Source organism: Paenibacillus sp. N3/727, from assembly GCF_022637315.1.
Classification (GTDB): Bacteria; Bacillota; Bacilli; order Paenibacillales; family Paenibacillaceae; genus Paenibacillus_AQ; species Paenibacillus_AQ uliginis.
The window spans coordinates 4,652,585-4,674,674 of sequence record NZ_CP093336.1; the positions used below are offsets into that span (position 1 = coordinate 4,652,585).

Here is a 22,090-nt window from a genome sequence, read left to right on the forward strand (position 1 = left end):
TACAACGAATTTCTCCGTTCTGCTACATTGCCGATTCGCTTCCAGATGCTGTTTTGGGTGAATTCCGCAGTTCGGCAGGCTTAGACTCTGATTCTGCAAGCAGCTTCATTTGCTCAGGATATCCATACGTTCCATGCTCACTAATATCCAACCCCATAAGCTCCTCTTCCTCAGTAACCCGAAGTCCTATCGTCATTTTGATCAGCCCAAGAATCAGGAAGGAGATGACCAGCACGAAAGCAAAAGTTCCGATTAAACCGAGAAGCTGTACGCCGAGCTGTCCAAAACCTCCGCCATAGAACAGCCCTGCATTACCAACGCCTGTTATTTCAACAAGTCTAGGTGCGGCGAATAGACCGGTAGACACCGCTCCCCACATACCTGCGATACCGTGTACTGAGAAAGCATACACCGGATCATCTACTCCTTTGCGCTCAAACCACTGTGCAGAGAAAAACGTGACACTACCGGCAACCGCCCCGATTACAACAGCTGCCCAAGGTTCAACAAATGCGCAAGCTCCTGTAATTGCGACAAAAGCGGCCAATACGCCGTTCAGCATGCTCGGAATGTCGGCTTTTCCAAGAACCGCCCAAGATATGAACAGAGCAGCCAGTGCACCCGCAGCCGCAGCGATATTTGTATTCAAAGCTACAAATCCGAAAAAGCCGTCCATCAATGCCGAGATCGTGCTGCCTGGGTTGAATCCGAACCATCCGATCCAAATAATCAGTACACCCAGAACAGACAAGACTTGGTTGTGACCAGGAATGCTATTTGGTTTACCATCCTTATTGTATTTGCCAAGACGAGGTTTAAGCAGAATCGTAGCAACCAAAGCTGCTGTGGCACCTGTCAAATGGACTACCGTTGAACCGGCAAAGTCCTGCATACCGAGGCTTCCAAGCCATCCGCCGCCCCAAACCCAATGAGCAACAACCGGATAAATGACAATCGTAAATAAAATACCGAATATGATATACACACTTAACTTTGCCCGTTCCGCCATACCTCCACATGCAATCGCAAGCGATACGGCAGCGAATGAGAGATGGAAGAGAAACATAATCGTTGTCGGCACATCATAGCCGGATAATGAGCTGAAGGATGCCGCCATGTTGTCTCCGCTTAGAAAGAAACCTTCTAATCCGAAAAAACTGTTGCCGTTTCCGAAAGCCAGCCCGAATCCCAAAGCCCAGAAAGCGACGACACTAATACCGAAAGTCAGCACCGTTTTACCCGCAACGTGACCAGCGTTCTTCATTCTTACCGAACCTGCCTCAAGCAGTGCGAATCCGGCCTGCATAAAGAATACGAGCAACGCAGCCAGAAAAACAAAAACCGAGTTTAAACCTGCTTGCAGTTGAACGTTTGTCGCTCCCTCATCAGCAAAAGCGCTCACCGGAAAGGCGAACAAGGTGCCCATTGCAATTAATGAACCTAGCCATCTTTTTTTCATGCTGCCACTCCCTTTTGTCATATAATCTAACACAATAAAATTATTAATGTCATTATAAGCAGTGATAAATCAAATTCGCAATGGATTTTAACAAAAATGTCGTAATAATCCATTATATATGTAAGATAATATAACATTAAAATTATTCACAATAAAGAAAGCGTTTAAAAAGCATGACGTTTGACTGTATGGTTCACGATCATGTATCATATTTCTATTAGGATTTAATATCATAATCATACAGGCCTGCGAGGTGATAAAACGTGAGAAGTTTGAGTGCACGCATGAATCTGTATCGCATTGGTGAGTTGGCAAAGGCTGCCGGAATCAGCGAAAGAACCATCGATTATTATACGAAGCTTGGTCTTATCCACCCCGAAAAGCGGACTTTGAAAAATTACCGTCTGTACAGTCATGAAACCTTAGACACGTTAAAACGTATTAATCAACTAAAACAAGAGAAATATACCCTCGAAGAGATTAAAGATACGCTGGAGCGTTGGAAATCAGTTGCTGAAGATGCTGAAGTCACGGATAAATTGACCAAACTGGAAATTCAAATCCAGCAGCTTGAACGGGATGTCAAGGAACTTAACCCTCTGCTGAAAGACTTAAAGCCGAATCAGGCACGCGCAGTGTTAACCAATATCCTCCCGAAGGGAGCGGCTTGTATCGAGTCGCTGCAAATATTACTCAATCAATTTACTCCCATGTAATACCTATACTAAATTTGGAGGTATGAACAATGTCAGACCCAATGTTTATTCTTATTATTATCGCATTTATTTTCACACTAGTCGCACAGTTCCGAGTGAAAGGAACGTTTAGCAAATGGGCTAAAGTAGAAAATTCGAGTGGAATGACAGGCTACGATGCAGCTCGTCATATGCTCGACAGCAACGGTCTCCACGATGTGCCGATTGAGCCAGTACCTGGCGCTTTGTCTGACCACTACGACCCAATACATCGTGTTGTGAGATTGTCCGAACCCGTCTACTATGAGCGTTCAATTTCTGCTGTCTCTGTTGCCTGCCACGAAGTTGGTCACGCAATCCAGCATAAAGTAAGCTATCCGATGCTGGTTGCCCGTCACAAGATGTTTCCTATCGTTAACTTTGCATCCGGTATCGCGCCTTTCTTGTTCATCGCCGGATTCTTGTTCCAAGCCTTCAACCTGATCGGCCTCGGCATCATTTTCTTCTCGGCCGCCGTTGCTTTTCAGTTGGTTACTCTGCCAGTCGAATTCAATGCCAGCAACCGTGCTCGTGAAATCATGGTTTCCGAAGGCTACATTTCAAACGAGGAAGAACGCGGTGTAGCTAAGGTACTGAACGCCGCAGCCTTAACCTATGTAGCTGCTGCCCTTCTGTCCCTGCTTGAATTGCTTCGTTATATTATGATCTTTTTAAACAACCGCGATTAATCTCATCGTTCTCAGCGTTACAATAATAAAAAGGTTACCGTTCATCATGAACGGTAACCTTTTTGTGTATATGATAATTAATCTAGTACTAAGAGCGGGACGGGGTGCTGTCTTTGGTTGGCTGTGCAGCCGGACCAAGACCGAAATATTGCAATAGAAACGTCCGAAATGCCTGAGCGACTGGCGGTAGCTTCTCATCAGCCCGATGAATAAGCCCGATTGAGCGGGTTACTTTCGGTTCTGTGATGCTTACTCTCGCCGGCTGTAGCGGGTTTGTCTGGAACAGTGCCATTTCCGGCAGCAGACTTACTCCCATGCCCGCAGCGACCAGACCTCGGATGGTATCCGTTTCCTCTCCCTCAAAAGCGATTTTCGGAGTAAAACCAGCCTCCAGACAGGCATGCCAAACAATCGGGCGAAGAGAATAGCCTTTGCTGAAGAGTACAAAGCGCTCATCTTTAAGCTGTTCCAACTTGATGCTCTTCTCACCCGCAAGCGGGTGATTAGGAGGCAGGATCGCGAACAACTCCTCAGTCAGTACCACATCCCCCCCCACCTGATCATGACGCTCAGGGAACGGAGATACAAAAGCCAGATCAACTTCCGCAGAGATAACATCCCGGATTAGCGTTGGGAACATGCCCTGTTTGAAGCGGAACTTCACATTCGGATACTTCTTCCGAAATTCCGCCACGACAGACGGTATCAGATGAATACCGAGGCTGTGAGGAAATCCGATCCGGATTTCCCCCTGCTCCGGATCCAGAAATTCATGAATTTCTATTACCGCACGGTCCAGATCTTTCATAATACCTTCCACCCGTTTACAGAACAACTGGCCGACAGGTGTCAGCTGTAGATTACGCCCCTTCTGCATAAACAGATTAACACCGAGCTCTTCCTCCAACTGATGAATCTGCCGGCTAACCGCAGACTGGGCCACGTGAAGCTCTTCTGCCGCTTGGGTAACGTGTTCCTTCTGCGCAACCTTTACGAAGTATTGTAACTGTCTTAATTCCACGCGATAATCGCTCCATTCTTAATTCCCTTGCTACTTTTACTTATTATCAAATACAATTTGACCGCGCCCTTACCGAGTCACATCTGGCGTTGTTTTCCGAGACGAATCAGCAGGCCATAAATAAAGAAACCGCCAACCATTCCACTTAAATGAGCCACCATGCCGATTCCAGGGGCAAACGAAAAAAGAATCCCCATTATAAGCAGGGTATAGAGCATCTTTCTAGAAGCTTCATCCATCATGTTGCGCTGGAATAAGGCAATATACAGAAACGCTCCATACACCCCGTAGATCGCGCCTGAGGCTCCTACAAGCAACGTCAATTCACCTATCTTGTCATAATAGGAGACACTGACTATGTTTCCTAAGATACCGCTTAACAAGTAGAGCAGCGCATATTTGAACGTACCCAATATCCGCTCCAGCGGCGGCGCGATCACCAACAGACCAAAGCTGTTAAAGAACAAGTGATCGAATCCATTATGCAAGAAAACAGCTGCGATATACCGCCACCATTCACCACGGAACGGTTCTCCATTCGTAACAGCTCCATATTCCAGCAGTGTCCCATTGTTTGTCGATCCGCCGTTAAACGTCAGAATAAAGAACATGACGAGGTTCGCAATTAATAGCAGTGAGGTGAACGGATAATAACGTAGGTAGCTTTTCCAATTTTCATACCGAATAAATATCATGGCATCCTCCTAACCCATCATCGGACACAGGAGTATCCTTAGGTGGACATTCCCTTTTTAAAAAGATTATAATGTACCATGAACCTGATCACCAAACTTAGATATTCAAGGAGGAGATTTTTCATGGCTCAAGAACGTACAGGCGTCGCTACATTTAAAGGCAACCCTCTTATTCTCATCGGACCTCAACTTCAGGTAGGCGACACAGCTCCTGATTTCACGGTCAGCAAAAATCTGCTGGAAGACGTATCTCTTAAGGATTTTGCAGGCAAAATCAAGCTGATCAGCGTCGTTCCTTCCCTCGACACCGGCGTATGCGATGCGCAGACCCGCCGCTTTAACGAGGAAGCAGCCGGACTGGGAGATGACGTAGTCATCCTAACCGTTAGCGCAGACCTCCCATTCGCTCAAGCACGCTGGTGCGGAGCAGCCGGTGTAGATCGTGTCATTACATTGTCTGACTATAAATCCCGTTCCTTCGGGCAAGCCTACGGCGTGCTTATTAAGGAATTCCAGCTAGACATGCGCTCCATCTTCGTTGTGGATCAGAACGATAAAGTTACTTATGTGGAGTATCTCAGCGAAATGACAGAACACCCTAACTATGAAGCAGCCATTGAGGCCGTCAAGTCTCTGCGATAATATTCTGCTTACATATTGCCACACTTTTAAAGCGGGAGAGCAGCTCTCCCGCTTTTTCGTGTTTAACTATCGATTTTATACTTGTTGAGCTTTTTGTCCAAAACTGAGAATAAATTTAAAATAACACGATAGTTAGCTCCCAGGTCACCCAGAGAGCCGCGGGAAGCCGAATACATATCGACAGCGGACCTTACTGGATTGGTTCCAAGCACCGATACCGTAATATCCAATGTACGTCCGAATGAGGTTTTTTTCTCCAATGTAATTTCTCCGACTGAAGGCACCTCATGAAGCACTTTGTAACCCGGAATTTTTTTGAGCGTTGAGGATACTTCTTCAAAACATTTCTCTTTAGAGAGATTGTAATAACGCGTTTTCAGCTTGGGGTCTTTAGCACGGTCGCTTGTGCCGTCATAGCTGCGCACGATACCCGTTAGAACTCGTTTTAATGACAAAGACCGTTCCTCCTTTATAAATGACCGTTCCCTTTTCACTCTCTAGTGTAACAATTGTTTATGCTTTCAGCAAACCTTTATTGTATTTATATACAGGATCTTATAATTTCAAAAAAGCGCCCCTTACCTTCGACGAAATCGAAGGAAGAGGCGCTCATTCATAAGCTAAATAAAAACCCGCCTATGCCGTCCGGTAACATTGTCTTCGAACCTGCGTAAACAGGTGGGTGACCTCAGATTCGTATATGAATTCCCCTTGTCGTATAGACAGGGCTTTTCAGCCACGAAACGATGTTGATCTCCCGAGACATCGTCATTGGTTCAAAACAACGGAATACCGAAACGCACATCGCAGGATGTAGTCTTATTATAGGGGCTTTTTTCGAAAAAGTAAACCCTATGATTTTCGTGATTTCGACTCTTTTTCGTCGGATTTAACATTATCCATGCTTTCCAGCAAAGCTTGTTCCGCCGATTCTTCCTCTTCAATCTGCTTCAGGCGTTCTGCCTGTTCCTGCATTTTCAGGTATGTCGCATAGAAATTAAAGAAAGCAAGCAAAGCCATCAGAGAGAACAGGAAAAAAACGAACAGCACCGGCATTTTCGTGCCGATAAATACCAAGACAGCGCATCCAGCCAGCGTCGAAAAAACACGAAACGGACGAATCAGTGTGAGCAAGATCGCATTTTTTAGCAGTTGGCGGGTCTTCATTTCATAATGAACGGTCATCGAGAAGAAATTGAACATGGAAACGAACAGTACAAGAAGCAGCACCAGCATGACAATTCCAACAAGCTGGAAGTCTTTAAGCTGTGTCATATACACGGTGTAGTCAATATACATGATGACAAACAGCAAAGTATATACAAAACCGCCGATCATCGCTTGTTTGTAGTTTTCCTTATACCCCTTGAAAAATGTCTTAAAAATCGGAATATCCGGATCACCCATAACCCATTTTCTCACAACCGTAAACATTGCTGCTGTTGCGGGGAATAGCAAGAATGGGGCCAATATCCCCATGATCCAATTCGCCAGAATCTGTTCATTGTGTGCATTCGGCGTCTGCATCGCCATCAAGAACTTTGTCAGAAGCATAAATAAAAATGGCGAAGAACATAAAGCCCACAAAATATTGGTAAAAGCGATACGGGTTATCCATTCGGTAACTTTATATAAGCCACCCATGGCTCCTTTCATTTCCAAAACGTTTCCTCCTCACTCAATCACATGCATGTATCTAATAATATACCTTATTTTGCATACCCATGACCAGAGCCTAATTTACAGAGGATTTGGGTTGACGTCCAATCCATACATGCCATCTCCCCATAGTATATGGACGTAATCATAAACAACCATTAACAACCTAACGGTAAAGGAGTTGAATGTTCATGTCCTGTGGTACTGTCGGCGGTTTTGGTTTCGGTCCTTCAATAGGGACCATCTTGGTCCTCTTTATCTTGCTGGTTATTATCTTGCGTTGTACTTCTTGCTTCATCTAATAATGATCTAAGTCCGTCTAACAAGGGTGCTGTTACTCAGAAGTTTATACTTTCTTATCTCTAAATCAAAAAAAAGACGGAGCACCCGCTGTTTAGCGGATCTCCGTCTTCCTTTATTGCTTACGCATCAATCAAAGCCGATTAACCTCTGTAAGAATCGTCACCGCTGCGGTTAGGGCGACGGTCTCCGCTGTTACTCCGAGGCTTGCGGTCTCCGCTGTTGCTACTGCTACGGTCACGGTTGTAGCCGCCACTGCCGCCATCACGTCCGTAGCCGCCTTTGGAGTACCCTCCGCGTCCACCGTTTCCGCTGCTATTGCGATCACGGTTGTAACCACCGGAGTTGTTACTGCGACCATAACTACCGCTAGGCTTGCGTCCACTACGGATATCCGGTTTCCGACGCTTCGCGCGAATCGGATCTTCCGGTGTAAGCTGGACATCCGCTTCTTTTTTGAAGTCACCAGTCAACAGTTTCATCGCTGCTGCAAGCAATTGTACGGAATCATACTGCTCCAGAAGCTGAATAGCCAAACCTTTGTACTCGTTAAGTTCACCCTTCTCTACGATATCAAGCACACGCTCCGCAGTTACGCGCTGTTTGCCCTCAATAGCTTCTGCCATTGTTGGGAGCGGCTTGCGCGGAATACGGTGACGGGTTACCCGTTCGATGAAATGAAGGTGATCCATTTCCCGTGGAGTTACGAAAGACCATGCCGTACCTTCTTTACCAGCACGGCCTGTACGGCCGATACGGTGTACATAACTCTCAGGATCCTGTGGAAGGTCAAAGTTCACGACATGTGATACACCCGATACGTCGAGACCACGGGCAGCTACGTCGGTTGCTACCAGAACATCAATGCTACCGTCACGGAATTTACGCATAACTGTATCACGCTGATGCTGGGACAGGTCACCATGAAGTCCGTCTGCGGAGTAACCGCGTTTCTGCAATGCTTCTGCCAGTTCATCTACCCGGCGCTTGGTACGTCCAAAGACGATGGCAAGTTCAGGAGATTCCATGTCGATCAAACGGCTCAGAGCTTCAAATTTCTGACGCTCAGGCACTTCAATGTAAGCTTGGTCGATCAATGGCGCACTTACGTGCTTAGGAATAACGGATACATGCTCAGGGTTTTTCAAGAATTGCTGAGCAAGCTTCTGAATGTTAGGGGGCATTGTTGCCGAGAAGAGCATTGTTTGGCGTTCGTCAGGAACGAGTTTAAGAATAGACTGAATGTCTTCCATGAAGCCCATATCCAGCATTTCATCCGCTTCATCCAGAACAACGGTCTGAACATCATCCAAACGAATTGTTTTTCTGTTAATGTGGTCAAGTAAACGTCCTGGTGTACCGATAATAATTTGAGGCTTCTTTTTTAAAGCCCGAATTTGGCGTCCGATGTCTTGTCCGCCGTAAATTGGGAGGGAACGGATTCCTTTAAAACGGGATAATTTACCGATCTCTTCAGCTACCTGAATAGCCAGTTCCCGGGTCGGTGCCATAACGAGAGCAACAATGCGATCCTCATCTTTGGAGATCTTGTTGATCAGGGGAAGACCGAATGCTGCAGTTTTACCTGTACCGGTCTGTGCTTGTCCAATCATATCTTTTCCGGAGATCGCAATCGGAATGGATTGGGATTGGATCGGAGTGGCTTCTTCAAAGCCTAGCTCTGTTATTGCCTGGAGTACCTGAGGCTCCAGACCAAATTCTGCAAATGTTTTCAATAGGTTCATGCTCCTTCTATCTAGTGGACATCCCACTTTCTTCTCTGTATTCTTAAGTAGCGGTAACGTTTATAGGCTTTCCCGGCCCGCAGGATTTTCTGCATGAGGTGGACCGTTTTTTTTATCTTGCCGCCAGTCCATAGGTCGGCTAATGTATAATCATCCTGTTAAGCATGCAAAGTTTTCATTGTAACGAACTACTCAAGAATATCCAACACATTATATCACAAAACAATTCTGGAATACCAGCAAGCTCCTATAACTAATACTACTTGCAGAGGTGAAGCATTTGATAAAACAGATATGGAGCTATCTCGCCATTTTGTTCGGCGGGATCGTTATTGCATGCGGCTTTAACCTATTTCTCATCCCCCATCATCTACTCAGCGGCGGTGTTTCCGGACTAGCCATGCTGATTGGTTATTTTTCCCCTTTTAATATTAGTGTCATGTACTTTGTACTTAATATCCCGATTCTGATTGCCGGGTGGATTAAGCTTGGCAAACGGTTTATCTGGTTTAGTATATTGTCCGTTATCGTTGTCACTTTATTGCTGGAATTTATTCCTGTTAAAGCTGTCGCTTCCGATATGCTGCTCTCTGCTGTATTTGGCGGAGTTTTGGTCGGTCTTGGCGGCGGATTATCTTTTCGGGTCGGCGGCTCCACAGGCGGCTTTGATATCATCGGCTCCCTTGTGACGCGTTATCGTGATTTCCCGGTCGGGAATGTGCTTGTTGGCATGAATACTTTGGTTATTCTAGCAGTTGCTTACTTGGAAGGAGATTGGAATCTGGCCTTGGCTTCCATGCTGTCCATTTACGTTACGGGAAAGGTCATTGATCTTGTTCATATAAGCCACATTAAAGTTACGCTGTTTATTGTAACCGACCGGACGGAAGCTCTGCTTGAACAATTGCTGAAGCGTCCACGCGGTGTCACAAAGATTAAAACCGAGGGAGCCTTCAGCCACAAGGAAAAAGATATGCTGATGACCGTAACAACCCGCTATGAGCTTGCCGAGTTAAAAACGATCATTACCGAGACGGATCCTGAGGCTTTTGTTAACGTTGTCGAGACTGTAACGGTCATGGGACAGTTCCGCAGGAGTTAGTTTTCCCCACTTCAAAAGATAAAGATTAATAATTGTGGTATAATATTAGTGCGCGGTCCCTACAATATTCATGAGGTATTCTTAATTCAGCTTTCCAGGCAATTTTTATAAGCTTTTCCGTTTTACTGCAGATGTCCTGCCTAACCTAACGTCAAGGAAGGAAAGGGTGATTTTTGTGGAAATGGAAACTGTAAAACTGTCAGAAATCGTCTTGAAGTGGTTTCCGGACATGATGCCTTTCTTTAGGCAGAACGAGCTGAATTCCATGATCGTTCTAAGGGATGGGCTGAATATTCTGGAAGAGGACGACGCCTTGGAGATTATTCAATACAGCATTTACGAACATCAGAACCAAGCTTACCTTCACTGAATCGTGATCAAAAATCACAAGATTTTGTTAGCAATGCCGTTTTCCCCGGAATATCCCGTGGAGAAACGGCATTTTTTATCCTCGTTAAAGTGGTTAGCATCCTCACCTCAGGCTTTTTCGTTTAAATCACTCCCATTTCGTTTAAAAACACTAAGTACAGGGTTAAAATAAAAAGCCCTCTGTTACATATCAGTATTGTTATTGTAACAAACCTGTTCTTTTTATTGGCAGCGGTTCCTTTATAATCATGTAGTGAATGTACACAAGGGAGAGAAGCAATTATGAACATCATCTTAGCTTTACTAATTTGGACTGTAGGAGGAATGGGAGTAACCAGCCCGCTGGACGGTCAGGTGACCAGCTTGCTCCAGTCCACGGTTAATTCCACCATAACCCAGCAACAAAACACCAGAGATATCAGTCCCAAGCGAACAACTGTGAAAAGCGACCCACAGGAAGAAGCCCCCAAAGTAAAAGGTGTCTATGTAACAGCTTACAGCGCAGGTGGTTCACGTATGGACCAACTCGTGGATCTGCTTGATAAGACCGAATTGAACGCCATGGTTATTGACATTAAAGACGATGAGGGATACATAACTTATAAGACGGATAATCCTAAGCTTAAGAAGCTTGGAAAGTCGCAGCCTTTTATCAAAGACATCGACAAAATGATGCAGCGGCTGAAAAAACATGACATTTATCCGATCGCCAGAGTGGTTGTATTCAAAGACACGATCCTCGCCAAGAAAAATCCTGAACTTTCCTTCCGTAAAAGCGACGGCAGCGTGTGGCAAAACGGCAGAGGAGAAAGCTTTGTTAACCCGTACAGCAAAGAAGTGTGGGACTATAACATTGAAATCGCCAAGGAAGCGGCTAAACTCGGGTTTAAAGAAATCCAGTTCGACTATGTTCGTTTCCCTGAAGGATTCGAAAAACGAGCCGATTCCTTAAAATATACGAAGAGTAATCAATCCCGTGTTGATGTCATATCTGAGTTTGTTAAATATGCCCGTAAAGAACTCGCCCCGCTCGGCATTCGGGTATCGGTCGATATTTTTGGATATGCAGCTTCTGTACCGGCAGCAGAGGGTATCGGTCAGGACTTTGTTAAGATTTCCAAGCATGTGGACGTCATCAGCCCCATGGTTTATCCGAGTCATTACACGACAGGCTGGTTCGGCTCCAAGGTGCCTGACAAAGCGCCTTATCAGACAATCAAGGGTTCTATGAAAGACACGCATACAAAACTCGATCCGCTCGGCTCCTACAAGCCAATTATCCGTCCTTGGATTCAGGACTTTACCGCCAGCTGGCTCGGTAGCGGTAATTATGCCAAATACGGCAAAAAAGAAATTGAAGAACAAATCCGTGCGCTTCAGGATATGAATGTAGATGAATACCTGCTCTGGAATGCGGCTAATCGCTACACTCCAGGTGTAACTTACAAGTAAACCGCCATTATGATCCATTCTCGAAAGGTCCAGCCACACGTGCCGGACCTTTTTATTTTCTTATTGAGGTTGTTCAATAAGTCCGCTTTTGATCACGAAGTGAATCAGGAAGTGGGCTCGGCATCGAATCTTGAATTCAGCTAAAATGTTTCCTACGGAAACATCTTAGGTGCTCACGTACCCAAAACAGCTGATGCTTCCGAAGACGTTTTCTACGAAAACGTGCAGCTCCGCCCCTCAGTCCATAGCTTCATCCAACTCAAGCGTTTTGAAAAAACGCACATCGGAAGCATATGCTTCGGTGCTGAAAACCGACCTTTTTGAACACGCACTTATAGATTGTTATATCGGAGCAGATTGATTACAATAGGAAGTTGTGCTTAAAAATATAATACCAGCAAAGAAGGCTCTCATTCTATGAATAAGACATTTACAACCCGGCAGAAGCTGAAGCAATTTGCTGTTATCCTGCTTCCTATTCTCATCACACAGCTTTCTCTGTCTGCCATCACTTTTTTCGATACGAATATGTCCGGTAAATTCAGCTCGGCAGATCTTGCCGGGGTAGCTATTGCAACAAGTATTTGGATACCTGTTCAGACTGGACTCAGCGGTATTCTAATGGGTATTACTCCGATTGTGTCTCAATTTATGGGCGCCCGTAGGGAGGATAAAGTAGCTTATCAGGTTATACAGGCCCTGTGGCTGGCCGTTATCCTAGCTCTGGTTGTACTCGGTATTGGATATCTCGCCGTACCCAATATACTGAACGCCATGACGCTGGAGCCTGCTGTCAGAGACATCGCTTCCCGTTTCCTAATCGCTATCTCAACCGGTATTGTTCCGCTGTTCGGTTATACCGTACTCCGTAGCTTCATTGACGGTCTCGGACAAACCCGAGTATCCATGGTTATTACGCTTATTTCCTTACCAGTCAACGTAACACTGAATGCACTTTTCATATATGGTAACTGGGGCTTCCCGAGACTTGGCGGCGTTGGTGCTGGCATTGCTTCAGCCATCACTTACTGGGTTGTCTTTCTCGTTGCAGCTGTTGTTGTTCACAACATGCATCCATTTTCCAGCTTCCGTATGTTTCGAAGCATTCCGAAGATTTCAATTGCCGCCTGGAAGGGTCACTTGAAGATCGGTGTGCCCATCGGTTTCTCGATTTTTTTTGAAACGGCTGTATTCGCTGCGGTTACTCTGCTGATGAGCGATTTTGATACGGTCACCATTGCAGCTCATCAGGCAGCTATGAACTTTGCAACAACCTTATACATGATCCCCCTTAGCATCTGCATGAGCCTGACGATCTTGGTTGGATTTGAAGCTGGGTCCGGTCGTATGAAAGATGCTAGACAGTATGCCAAGCTTGGAATCGGACTAGCCATTATCCTATCTTTGCTTACTGCGGTTATTCTGATGCTGTTCGGTCGTCAGGTAGCAGGCCTCTATTCTAATGAGCCGGGCGTTGTAGAACTGATACAACAATTTCTGCTATACGCTATCTTTTTTCAAATATCCGATGCCATCGCCACACCGACCCAAGGGGCATTACGCGGATATAAAGACGTTAACGTGGCATTTATGCTCGCGTTTCTCTCTTACTGGGTCATCGGCCTGCCTGTAGGTTATGTGCTGGCTAACTTTACCTCTTTGGCCGCCTTCGGATATTGGATCGGATTAATTACAGGCCTTGCTGTGGGGGCCACCCTTCTGCTCATCCGCCTGGTCAAAGTTCAGCGCAAATTTGCCCGCGGCAAGCTTGCTGATGCACAATAAATTCACCAACAGTAAAGGGACCGCCATCAGGCAGTCCCTTATTTACGTTTCTATAACATATGCTGCGCCGGGAGAAATCCGTTTCTTTTCAAGTAAGGTCACTTCCCGTATATCCGGCATCGTTAGAAAATGTCGCTCAACATGCTCATCCACCGCAGAAAACGCTTTTTCCTCATCCTCTGCAGCCGTTATCACTACCAGCTTGCCTTTGTCACACTCCACTTCCAATCGGTATAAATACATCACTCTCTCCCCCTTTCTGGTTAAGAATATATTTGGAAAAAACCCCGCAGGATTTCCTGCAGGGTCGGTTCTGGAAAAAAGTCGCTTATTGAGACAAGCGCAGTGCCAGCTCATACATGTCCATGTCGAATTCTTTTTTCGTGTTGACGACTTTGTCAATATCCGTAAGAACTAACTCGCCTTTAATAATACCGCAGCCCTTATCCGACTCACCTTGAATCAGACTGCGAACCGCGAAGTCGCCAAGGCGGCTTGCGAGGTTACGGTCAAACGGAGTTGGTGCTCCACCGCGCTGAATATGGCCCAGTACGGTTACACGCGCATCGATAGAGGCATGACGCTCCTTCAGAGCGTTCGCCACATCTTCGCCTTTGCCGACTCCTTCAGCCACAATCACAATACTATGACGTTTACCGTTGCAGAAGTTATCCTTCATCCGGTCAGCAATTTCATCCATGTTATACGGTACTTCTGGCACCAGGATCGTTTCCGCTCCGGAAGCAAGACCCGCATGCAGTGCAATATCGCCGCAGTGCCGTCCCATAACCTCTACAACGGACGAACGAGCATGAGAGGACATTGTGTCACGCAATTTGTTAACCGCGTCCACAACAACGCTCACAGCCGTGTCAAAGCCAATCGTATAATCGGTAAATGAAATATCGTTATCAATCGTACCTGGAAGCCCCATCGTCTTAATACCCAGCTTGCTCAACTTGTTAGCACCCTGATAAGAGCCGTCTCCGCCGATCACAACAAGACCGTCAATTCCGTGCTGATTCAATACGTCAGCACCCTTCTGCTGGCCTTCCAGTGTCTTGAATTCAGGACAGCGAGCGGATTGCAAGATCGTACCACCGCGCTGGATGATATCGCCCACGCTGCGAAGATCCATTTTATAAATTTCATTATTGATCAAACCTTGATATCCACGTTGGATACCATATACTTCTAGCCCGTGATACAAGCCGCTTCGAACAACGGAACGCAGTGCCGCGTTCATCCCCTGGGAATCTCCCCCGCTTGTTAGAACTGCAATTTTTTTAACTTCTGCCATGTTCTTCTTCCTCCTTATTGTCACTCATTCTTATGCTTGCGGATCCATCGACTATTGACAAAAAAGAAAAGACGCGTCATCGGACTTCTCTTCATCAACCGTTTGGATACGGAGCGAACCAATTGCTGTTCGCTGACTTTGGGATCGGATAAATATAAAGCCAGTAATCCCTCAATGATCATACGATGAAAAGGAGTTGAGGGAATTGCTGTAACATCCTTCCGGGCCCATTCAACGATGGAAGCGATACGGTTCAGCATCGTATCGGCGTCTTCATAATAATTGCAGAAGTTAAGATCGCCGCCCAACCTGTCTTCGTCTTGATCGATCAGATAATCCAGCATAATGTGGAGACTGCATACATTGGGAAAGTAAGACGCATGAATGGAAGATGCATCCTGTTCATCCAGAAATGGATCCGTTGCAGCCAAAAACAACATGAATACCCCAAGGGTAGATCCTGTTGCGGCAGCAAACTCATTCCACCTTAGATGAGGCGTCCGATGGGCTTGCTGTGACCACCATTCCAGGAGTGCAGCTTCCCTTTTTTCCGGATGAATATGCTTGTACACCTGTAAGTCAATATAAAGCTCGGCCAAATCCCGAATATACGGCTTGGCAGCTTCGTATCCCGAAAGCTGACTAATGCAGTCCCGGCAGGTCTGTACAAGACGCCCTAGGTAACCGCCATCTTCTTTTTCCGAACGATATGCATAGTAATCCGCCGGCTTCGTACCCGGAGTCACCGCATCCAGCATCGACTGGTGAAGCTGCCTGAAGTCGACAGGATCCAAGGAAGTACTGCGGTCGCATAAATTATCGAGATAGTCGCTAATGGTCTGATAAGCCACTATTAACGGAATCAAAATATGCTTATCCGGTAGGCTTGCTGCGGCATAAACTGCCCCGCCCTGGCAATGAAATTGCTTCGTCTCAATGCTGGCAAGTGCCTGCTTTCGGAGCTCCTCATCGGGAATTTGTTCGGCGTCAAGGCGCCACTGGTCCAGCTCGGCAGCCACTTCCGGGAGAATGAACTTATACACCCGGGTCATGAGGCCGACCGGACTACGCGGAACTTTACGGCTTAGCTCTTGATCATTCAATGAACTCTGCCTCCACATGGTTGTCATTTTTATACCTATCCAAATCAAACCTATTATAATATGATCGACTCTTTTGTACAAATAACACACATCATTGAAGAAGTAATTCTGGTGATTTACGTAGCTTTTTTTCATTATTTTTCGTGAAAAAGACTTATTTTCTGAAATTATGTAAAATTATGAATAACAACACTTCACCTCACAGCACTATGCTATACTTAGCGTTGTCATACAACCATTGTTCTAAACTAAATTTCTTCATGTTAAAGTACAGAAATGAAATGGAGTTTACTATCATGAAATTAACCAGGCCGGATCAGAACTGGCTTCGCGCTTTTATGTTTACCATCTTCGGAACAACAGCGCTCGTCATTTCCTACTTCCCCCTTTACTATAAAGAACTCGGATTCACAAGCAGCCAAATCGGTTACCTATATGCTGTTGGACCGCTGATCTCGATGTTTTCCAACATGATTTGGAGCTTGGCCAGCGATAAATATCAAACACTCAAAAAAATTATGATTATTCTGATTGCCGGACAGCTGTTCATGCTGCTTGCGATGACCGGCGCATCCGGGTTTACTCCTGTTTTTTTGATTATCACGATTTTCTACTTCTTCTATTACCCTGTCTATCCTCTAGCCGATACAATGGCTATTCAAACTGCTCAGCGTTATGGTCGAAGCTTTACGGTCATTCGGGTGTTCGGCTCTTTAGGATATGCCTTTTTTGCATTGGGGATTGGATATGTTATCAGCGTTGCGGGCGCATCTTGGACACTCGGGATCGGTATCGGAATCGGTATAGCTGCCCTACTCTCCTCTCTGCTACTGCGGGACGGTGTTATGAAAAGATCAGAAAGTATGGGGATGTCAGATCTACTGAAAGTGCTTCGCTCCAAGGAAATCTTGTGGTTTTTCGCCTGTGTCTTCTGTCTTGCCTTGGCACACCGGATGAACGAGGCTTTCCTGACGTTGACGCTGTCACAGCTAGGGGCTGGCGAAGGCTTGATCGGTTGGTCGCTCATGATTTCTGCCATTAGCGAAATCCCGATCTTCTATCTCCTTAGTAAGTACGGCGACAAGATCAAAGAGCTCCCACTGCTTGGCTTCGCAAGCTTGATGTACGCCCTTCGCTTCCTACTCATGGGGCTCGCGAACGATCCCATAAGTGTACTGGCAATTCAGACCTTGCACAGCGTTACCTTCGGCGTGTTTTATGTTACTGCGGTCCGTTATATCACCCGACTTGTACCAGGCCGTTACCGGGCGACCGGGATAGCACTGTTTACGGTGTTCTGGTCCAGTGCATCCGGGCTGATCAGCGGTACCTTTGGCGGGATGATGTTTGAAACAGCCGGCAGGGCTTACTTCTACTATCTAGCCACTGTCCTTGCTTTCGTGGCTGCACTAGGATTTCTGGGAAGACATCTGTTTGCCAAGCCGATGGATACTTTTGTGGAATAATACAAAAAAGGTAAGCTACGTCCGAAAGACGATGTGCTTACCTTTTTTTGTGTGAAACGCCTTATCCTATGCCTATTGTTTAAAAAAACACAGCATAAGACAAAAAGGCACAGCTCTCAATGAGAACTGTGCCTGATGCCTTAGTAAACAAATATCCTGATTAAGATCACTCTTAATCTATAAGATCTCCGTTATAGGAGTTAACTTACAGTTTTGTTACGTTGGCTGCTTGAGCACCACGGTTACCTTCAGTGATTTCGAACTCAACCGCTTGGCCTTCTTCCAAAGTTTTGAAGCCGTCTCCTTGGATTGCGGAGAAGTGTACGAATACGTCTTCGCCACCTTCAACCGAAATAAAGCCGTAACCTTTTTCTGCATTAAACCATTTAACTGTACCTTTCAAATGAACAACCTCCTAAAAATACCGCCATCTATGGCGAATATCCATATTATATCCCATGTTTTCTGACAATGCAATCCATCATTTTGCTGTCTCAGCTTTTTTTAAAGCGTTTTTCTTATTTGCTTTTCAGACCACGAGTGCGTTATCATTTACACAAAAAGCCCAATAGTAACGGAGAATGCATATGATAAAAAAACATGAAATATACAAAAAAGACAAATGGAACATGATGACAGTTGAGGTGCAGGGTCGCTACATCGTTCTTCGTGAAATTTCCGACCAATGGGGTGAAGAGACACATACCTTCATGAGCCGTCCAGCTTTGATGCACTGGGCACAAAACCGTTTTTCGAAACAAGAGTATGAAGGACAGGAAGATGAATGGCGGCGCATAATGGACGCCTTCAAGCAGGTATAAAACAGATGAACTATACCAACGCTGTTATCTTCATTATTCTTGCTTTCAGCCTTGGGCTCATCATGATCATGAATAAGGACAGTATCCCTCAGAAGATCCGGAGAGGAATGGCCTTGACCGCTGTCGGCTTGATCTTGTTTGCCTTCTACATTATTGTTTACAGTTTATACACCATGGGTTCCTCCTAAAGTAAAGGATGAAAGAGACAGGGACGCGGCATACTATCGCTCGAAGCTATTTTTCGAGGAGGTAATGCCCAATGAAGCGTGCGAGAGCACTCTGCCTGACTTTAGCGCTAAGTCTCCTGCCACTTCCCGCTCTTCACTCAGACGTTTTAGCTGAAGGAGCCCGATCTATATCATATTCTCATCAATCAAGGAGGATTCCCATGGAAAAAGTAATGAAACGTTCGGAAGTCCCTACCGAACACCAGTGGAAGCTACAAGATCTGTTCACAGATCAGAAAGCTTGGGACAATGCTTACAATGAAGTTCAACGTCTGATTAAGACTGCCGCCGATTTCCAAGGCAAGTTAACCAATGCGGAATCGATCAAACAGTGCTTCGATCTTGAAGATGAAGTGGGGCTTCATACCGAGAGACTATTCGTTTACGCACATATGCATCATGACGAAGATACGGCCAATCCTACATACCAAGCTCTTACCCAAAAGGCAAAAAAGCTTAGCGTCGAAGTCGGTGAAGCTCTTTCTTTCACTACACCGGAAATTCTTGCTTTGTCGGAAGGTGAGCTTGATAAGCTGATCGCTGACCCAACACTTGCAGACTACCGGTTCACCTTGACAGAAATGAAACGTGAGAAAGCCCATATTCTGTCCAAGGCCGAGGAAGCTCTTCTTGCTCAGGTCGGCAACATGTCCTCTGCACCGCAGACGATTTTTGGCATGCTGAACAATGCAGATATGAAATTCCCGAAAATCAAAGACGAAAACGGCAAAGAAGTAGAATTAACGCACGGCAGCTACATCCAGTTCCTTGAGAATCCGAACCGTGAAGTGCGCGAAGCGGCCTTCAAAGCGGTTTATGAAACCTACGGTAAGCAAAAGAACACCATCTCCGCCACACTAAGTGCCAACGTGAACAAGAACATATTTTATTCTCGTGTGCGCAAGTACCCTTCCGTACTGGAAATGTCCCTATATGGCGATAACATTCCGAAGGAAGTGTATACGAACCTGATCGATACGATTCATGAAAGCTTGCCTCTGCTGCATCGTTACATGAATCTCCGTAAAAAGCTGCTGGGCGTGGATGAGCTTCATATGTACGATCTGTTCGCTCCGCTCGTGGAAGAATACAAGATGGACATCACTTACGATCAAGCGAAACAGACGATCAAGGATGGACTTCACCCACTTGGAGAGGATTATCTGAAAAACCTTCAAGATGGTTATGACAATGGCTGGATCGATGTCTATGAGAATGAAAGCAAACGTACCGGCGCATACAGCTGGGGAGCTTACGGCACACATCCTTACGTGCTGCTGAACCATAAGGACAATCTGAACAGTATGTTCACACTTGCTCATGAAATGGGTCACGCGCTGCATTCGTTCTACTCGGACACCAACCTGAAGTACCGTGATGCCCAGTATACGATCTTCCTCGCTGAAGTCGCTTCTACAACCAATGAAGCGCTGCTGATGGATTATCTGCTGAAGAAATCTACGGATCCAAAGGAAAAAATGTACCTGCTTACCTACTATGCAGATCAGTTCCGCACTACCGTGTTCCGTCAAACCATGTTCGCAGAGTTCGAGAAGATCGTACACGAACGTGCTGAAAGCGGCGAATCGCTCACTCCTCAGGACCTCTCGGATATCTATTATGACCTGAATGTGAAGTATCACGGCAAGAACATGACTGTAGATAAAGAAATTGGCATGGAATGGGCACGCATACCGCATTTCTATAACAGCTTCTATGTTTACAAATACGCAACAGGCTTCTCGGCGGCAACCAGCTTCTCGAAGCAAATTCTTGAAGAAGGCCAACCAGCCGTTGACCGCTACCTCGGTTTCCTGAAAAGCGGCGGAAGTGATTTCTCCATCAATATTTTGAAAAAAGCCGGAGTCGATATGTCTTCCCCAGAGCCGATCCGCGAAGCGATGAGCGTATTCGAAAATGTGATCTCCCAGATGGAAGAACTTACAAAATAAAACCCGGACCTGTAGAAATCCGTAATAAAATCCCTTGCCCCCTGCGGCAAGGGATTTTATACTGTGATGAAAGGAGGTGTCCAGATGAAAATGCAATGGTCACTTATTGCAGGACTCCTGTTCGCACTGCTTACTGCGGTGTTCGCCGTCATCAACGTCGACCCCGTGGATGTAAACCTATTATTCGGAATGGTTCACGTCCCTCTTATCCTGCTGATTATCGGCTGTACGCTGATTGGTGGCATAATTGTCGGCTCATACGGAATATACCGTCAGTACCAGTTGCAAAAGGAGATTAAATCCCTTGCAGGACAGCTTATACATATTCAAGAAGTAACAGGCTACACGCCGGATCTCACGGAAGAGGCTGAAACAGCATCTCAGGACCAGGAAAACATCCCCCAATAGTACGGCGATGAATCATCCATCCTGTTCAGCCGAGTCATATTAATTCAATCAAGTTAGGAGCGCTTTATCGTGTCTATACAACCTAATGAAAGCTATATTCTATCTCTGCTCAAAGATTTACTGGAAACGCCAAGCCCTACAGGCTTTACCGGACATATCATGAAACGAATTGAACAAGAAGCTACAAATTTGGGAGTATCTTTGACCCGTAATGAAAAAGGCGGAGCCATCCTCTCCGTTCCGGGGCAGGACGAAACCCATACCATTGGTCTTAGCGGTCATGTGGATACGCTCGGCGCCATGGTCCGTGCGATTAAATCCGAAGGAACATTGCGGCTGACAAAAGTCGGCGGCTTCATGATGAACAGCATTGAAAATGAATACTGTGTTATCCATACACGCAGCGGAAAAACTTACACCGGTACAATTCTGTCCACCCAGCCATCCGTTCACGTATATGACGATGCCCGGACTTTTGAGCGTCAAGAAAGTCATATGGAAGTCCGCATTGATGAGGTTGTTGAAAATGCGGACGATGTCAAAAAACTCGGCATTTCTGTCGGTGATTTTATATCCTTTGATTCCCGAGCTGTCATTACACCGAGTGGGTATATCAAATCACGCCATCTTGATGATAAAGCCAGTGTAGCTGCTCTGTTCGGACTGCTTGAGTCCATGAAACGTGAAAACTGGAAACCACGCTGTAATGTAAAAGTACTCATCTCCAACTATGAGGAAGTCGGACATGGAACGGCATACATCCCTTCTGATATTAAAGAATTCATCGCTGTTGATATGGGCTGCATCGGTGACGACCTGAGTTGTAAAGAAACCGACGTATCGATCTGTGCCAAGGATTCTTCAGGTCCATATGATTATGATATGACAGGCCGTCTCATTCAGCTTGCAGAGGCCGAGGGAATTCCGTATGCGGTCGATATTTATCCACATTATGGCTCTGACGCTTCTGCAGCTCTGTCTGCAGGAAGCAACATCCGGGCTGCACTTATTGGTCCCGGTGTTCATGCCTCCCATGCAATGGAAAGAACACATAAACAGGCCGTTTTGAATACAACTAAATTGCTTGCAGCTTATGTGAAATAAAATCTTATACTGAACCAAGCAGCACAAAGAGGGGCTGTCCGAAATAGGTCTATGACC

General features: G+C 45.8%; 24 protein-coding genes and 1 other RNA gene. 14 read left to right on the forward strand and 11 right to left on the reverse strand.

Annotation, left to right across the window (positions count from 1 at the left end):
- Positions 1 to 22: 22 nt before the first annotated feature.
- The gene (locus tag MNQ98_RS21645) at positions 23 to 1,459 is read right to left on the reverse strand and encodes an ammonium transporter (RefSeq protein ID WP_241930096.1); all 1,437 of its coding nucleotides are present in this window, start codon (positions 1,457 to 1,459) and stop codon (positions 23 to 25) included.
- A 284-nt stretch (positions 1,460 to 1,743) separates the two neighbouring features.
- Between MNQ98_RS21645 and MNQ98_RS21650 the strand changes: the two genes are divergently transcribed.
- Both MNQ98_RS21650 and MNQ98_RS21655 read left to right on the forward strand, forming a co-directional pair.
- The gene (locus MNQ98_RS21650; protein WP_241934001.1) at positions 1,744 to 2,175 is read left to right on the forward strand and encodes a MerR family transcriptional regulator; all 432 of its coding nucleotides are present in this window, start codon (positions 1,744 to 1,746) and stop codon (positions 2,173 to 2,175) included.
- A gap of 29 nt (positions 2,176 to 2,204) precedes the next feature.
- Positions 2,205 to 2,882, forward strand: coding sequence for a zinc metallopeptidase (locus MNQ98_RS21655; RefSeq protein ID WP_241930097.1), 678 nt, complete (start codon positions 2,205 to 2,207; stop codon positions 2,880 to 2,882).
- An 88-nt stretch (positions 2,883 to 2,970) separates the two neighbouring features.
- Here MNQ98_RS21655 and gltC read toward each other — a convergent pair whose 3' ends face one another.
- Both gltC and MNQ98_RS21665 read right to left on the reverse strand, forming a co-directional pair.
- Complete coding sequence (gene gltC / locus MNQ98_RS21660; protein WP_241930098.1) at positions 2,971 to 3,903, reverse strand: glutamate biosynthesis transcriptional regulator GltC; 933 nt, start codon at positions 3,901 to 3,903, stop codon at positions 2,971 to 2,973.
- A 77-nt stretch (positions 3,904 to 3,980) separates the two neighbouring features.
- Positions 3,981 to 4,598: a rhomboid family intramembrane serine protease gene (locus tag MNQ98_RS21665; protein WP_241930099.1), complete on the reverse strand. Its 618-nt coding sequence runs from the start codon at positions 4,596 to 4,598 to the stop codon at positions 3,981 to 3,983.
- Between the two features lie 123 nt (positions 4,599 to 4,721).
- Here MNQ98_RS21665 and tpx point away from each other — a divergent pair, with 123 nt between their 5' ends.
- The gene (gene tpx, locus MNQ98_RS21670; protein WP_241930100.1) at positions 4,722 to 5,240 is read left to right on the forward strand and encodes a thiol peroxidase; all 519 of its coding nucleotides are present in this window, start codon (positions 4,722 to 4,724) and stop codon (positions 5,238 to 5,240) included.
- Positions 5,241 to 5,302: 62 nt separating this feature from the next.
- Here the strand turns inward: tpx and MNQ98_RS21675 are convergent, their stop codons facing one another.
- The 3 genes from MNQ98_RS21675 to MNQ98_RS21685 all read right to left on the reverse strand — a co-directional run bounded on the left by MNQ98_RS21675 (position 5,303) and on the right by MNQ98_RS21685 (position 6,902).
- Positions 5,303 to 5,695: a DUF1499 domain-containing protein gene (locus MNQ98_RS21675; protein ID WP_208918487.1), complete on the reverse strand. Its 393-nt coding sequence runs from the start codon at positions 5,693 to 5,695 to the stop codon at positions 5,303 to 5,305.
- A gap of 170 nt (positions 5,696 to 5,865) precedes the next feature.
- A non-coding RNA gene (gene ssrS, locus MNQ98_RS21680) (6S RNA) lies at positions 5,866 to 6,056 on the reverse strand.
- Between the two features lie 36 nt (positions 6,057 to 6,092).
- Positions 6,093 to 6,902: a DUF624 domain-containing protein gene (locus tag MNQ98_RS21685; protein ID WP_241930101.1), complete on the reverse strand. Its 810-nt coding sequence runs from the start codon at positions 6,900 to 6,902 to the stop codon at positions 6,093 to 6,095.
- 188 nt (positions 6,903 to 7,090) lie between these two features.
- On the opposite strand from MNQ98_RS21685, the gene MNQ98_RS21690 reads away from it, so the two are divergent.
- Positions 7,091 to 7,201, forward strand: a complete 111-nt coding sequence (locus MNQ98_RS21690) for a YjcZ family sporulation protein (protein ID WP_481856657.1) — start codon at positions 7,091 to 7,093, stop codon at positions 7,199 to 7,201.
- 141 nt (positions 7,202 to 7,342) lie between these two features.
- On the opposite strand, the gene cshA is transcribed toward MNQ98_RS21690, so the two are convergent.
- Positions 7,343 to 8,935, reverse strand: coding sequence for a degradosome RNA helicase CshA (cshA, locus tag MNQ98_RS21695; RefSeq protein WP_277883682.1), 1,593 nt, complete (start codon positions 8,933 to 8,935; stop codon positions 7,343 to 7,345).
- 289 nt (positions 8,936 to 9,224) lie between these two features.
- On the opposite strand from cshA, the gene MNQ98_RS21700 reads away from it, so the two are divergent.
- From MNQ98_RS21700 to MNQ98_RS21715, 4 genes are all read left to right on the forward strand, one after another.
- Positions 9,225 to 10,046, forward strand: coding sequence for a YitT family protein (locus MNQ98_RS21700; RefSeq protein WP_241930104.1), 822 nt, complete (start codon positions 9,225 to 9,227; stop codon positions 10,044 to 10,046).
- A gap of 181 nt (positions 10,047 to 10,227) precedes the next feature.
- On the forward strand, positions 10,228 to 10,416 hold the full coding sequence (locus MNQ98_RS21705) for a hypothetical protein (RefSeq protein WP_241930105.1): 189 nt from the start codon (positions 10,228 to 10,230) through the stop codon (positions 10,414 to 10,416).
- A gap of 281 nt (positions 10,417 to 10,697) precedes the next feature.
- Positions 10,698 to 11,867: a putative glycoside hydrolase gene (locus MNQ98_RS21710; RefSeq protein WP_241930106.1), complete on the forward strand. Its 1,170-nt coding sequence runs from the start codon at positions 10,698 to 10,700 to the stop codon at positions 11,865 to 11,867.
- A 417-nt stretch (positions 11,868 to 12,284) separates the two neighbouring features.
- Positions 12,285 to 13,652 carry an MATE family efflux transporter gene (locus MNQ98_RS21715; protein ID WP_241930107.1) on the forward strand — a complete coding sequence of 456 codons (1,368 nt, stop codon included), beginning with the start codon at positions 12,285 to 12,287 and terminating at the stop codon, positions 13,650 to 13,652.
- A 42-nt stretch (positions 13,653 to 13,694) separates the two neighbouring features.
- Here MNQ98_RS21715 and MNQ98_RS21720 read toward each other — a convergent pair whose 3' ends face one another.
- From MNQ98_RS21720 to MNQ98_RS21730, 3 genes are all read right to left on the reverse strand, one after another.
- Positions 13,695 to 13,895 (reverse strand): DUF3906 family protein, encoded by a 201-nt coding sequence (locus tag MNQ98_RS21720; RefSeq protein WP_241930108.1) that lies wholly within the window; start codon positions 13,893 to 13,895, stop codon positions 13,695 to 13,697.
- Between the two features lie 85 nt (positions 13,896 to 13,980).
- Positions 13,981 to 14,952 (reverse strand): 6-phosphofructokinase, encoded by a 972-nt coding sequence (gene pfkA, locus MNQ98_RS21725; protein ID WP_208918479.1) that lies wholly within the window; start codon positions 14,950 to 14,952, stop codon positions 13,981 to 13,983.
- Between the two features lie 20 nt (positions 14,953 to 14,972).
- A complete protein-coding gene (locus MNQ98_RS21730; protein WP_241930109.1) occupies positions 14,973 to 16,055 on the reverse strand; it encodes a tetraprenyl-beta-curcumene synthase family protein in 1,083 nt (360 codons plus the stop codon).
- A gap of 296 nt (positions 16,056 to 16,351) precedes the next feature.
- On the opposite strand from MNQ98_RS21730, the gene MNQ98_RS21735 reads away from it, so the two are divergent.
- Positions 16,352 to 17,521, forward strand: a complete 1,170-nt coding sequence (locus MNQ98_RS21735) for an MFS transporter (RefSeq protein WP_241930110.1) — start codon at positions 16,352 to 16,354, stop codon at positions 17,519 to 17,521.
- A gap of 205 nt (positions 17,522 to 17,726) precedes the next feature.
- On the opposite strand, the gene MNQ98_RS21740 is transcribed toward MNQ98_RS21735, so the two are convergent.
- A complete protein-coding gene (locus tag MNQ98_RS21740; protein WP_208918476.1) occupies positions 17,727 to 17,924 on the reverse strand; it encodes a cold shock domain-containing protein in 198 nt (65 codons plus the stop codon).
- Positions 17,925 to 18,108: 184 nt separating this feature from the next.
- Here MNQ98_RS21740 and MNQ98_RS21745 point away from each other — a divergent pair, with 184 nt between their 5' ends.
- The 5 genes from MNQ98_RS21745 to MNQ98_RS21765 all read left to right on the forward strand — a co-directional run bounded on the left by MNQ98_RS21745 (position 18,109) and on the right by MNQ98_RS21765 (position 22,033).
- Positions 18,109 to 18,342, forward strand: a complete 234-nt coding sequence (locus MNQ98_RS21745) for a hypothetical protein (RefSeq protein WP_208918475.1) — start codon at positions 18,109 to 18,111, stop codon at positions 18,340 to 18,342.
- A gap of 5 nt (positions 18,343 to 18,347) precedes the next feature.
- Positions 18,348 to 18,530, forward strand: a complete 183-nt coding sequence (locus MNQ98_RS21750; RefSeq protein WP_241930111.1) for a hypothetical protein — start codon at positions 18,348 to 18,350, stop codon at positions 18,528 to 18,530.
- A 200-nt stretch (positions 18,531 to 18,730) separates the two neighbouring features.
- A complete protein-coding gene (pepF, locus tag MNQ98_RS21755; protein WP_241930112.1) occupies positions 18,731 to 20,521 on the forward strand; it encodes an oligoendopeptidase F in 1,791 nt (596 codons plus the stop codon).
- Between the two features lie 84 nt (positions 20,522 to 20,605).
- Entirely contained in the window at positions 20,606 to 20,929 is a 324-nt protein-coding gene (locus MNQ98_RS21760) for a LapA family protein (RefSeq protein WP_241930113.1), read from the forward strand.
- A 69-nt stretch (positions 20,930 to 20,998) separates the two neighbouring features.
- Positions 20,999 to 22,033, forward strand: coding sequence for a M42 family metallopeptidase (locus MNQ98_RS21765; protein ID WP_241930114.1), 1,035 nt, complete (start codon positions 20,999 to 21,001; stop codon positions 22,031 to 22,033).
- Positions 22,034 to 22,090 lie beyond the last annotated feature (57 nt).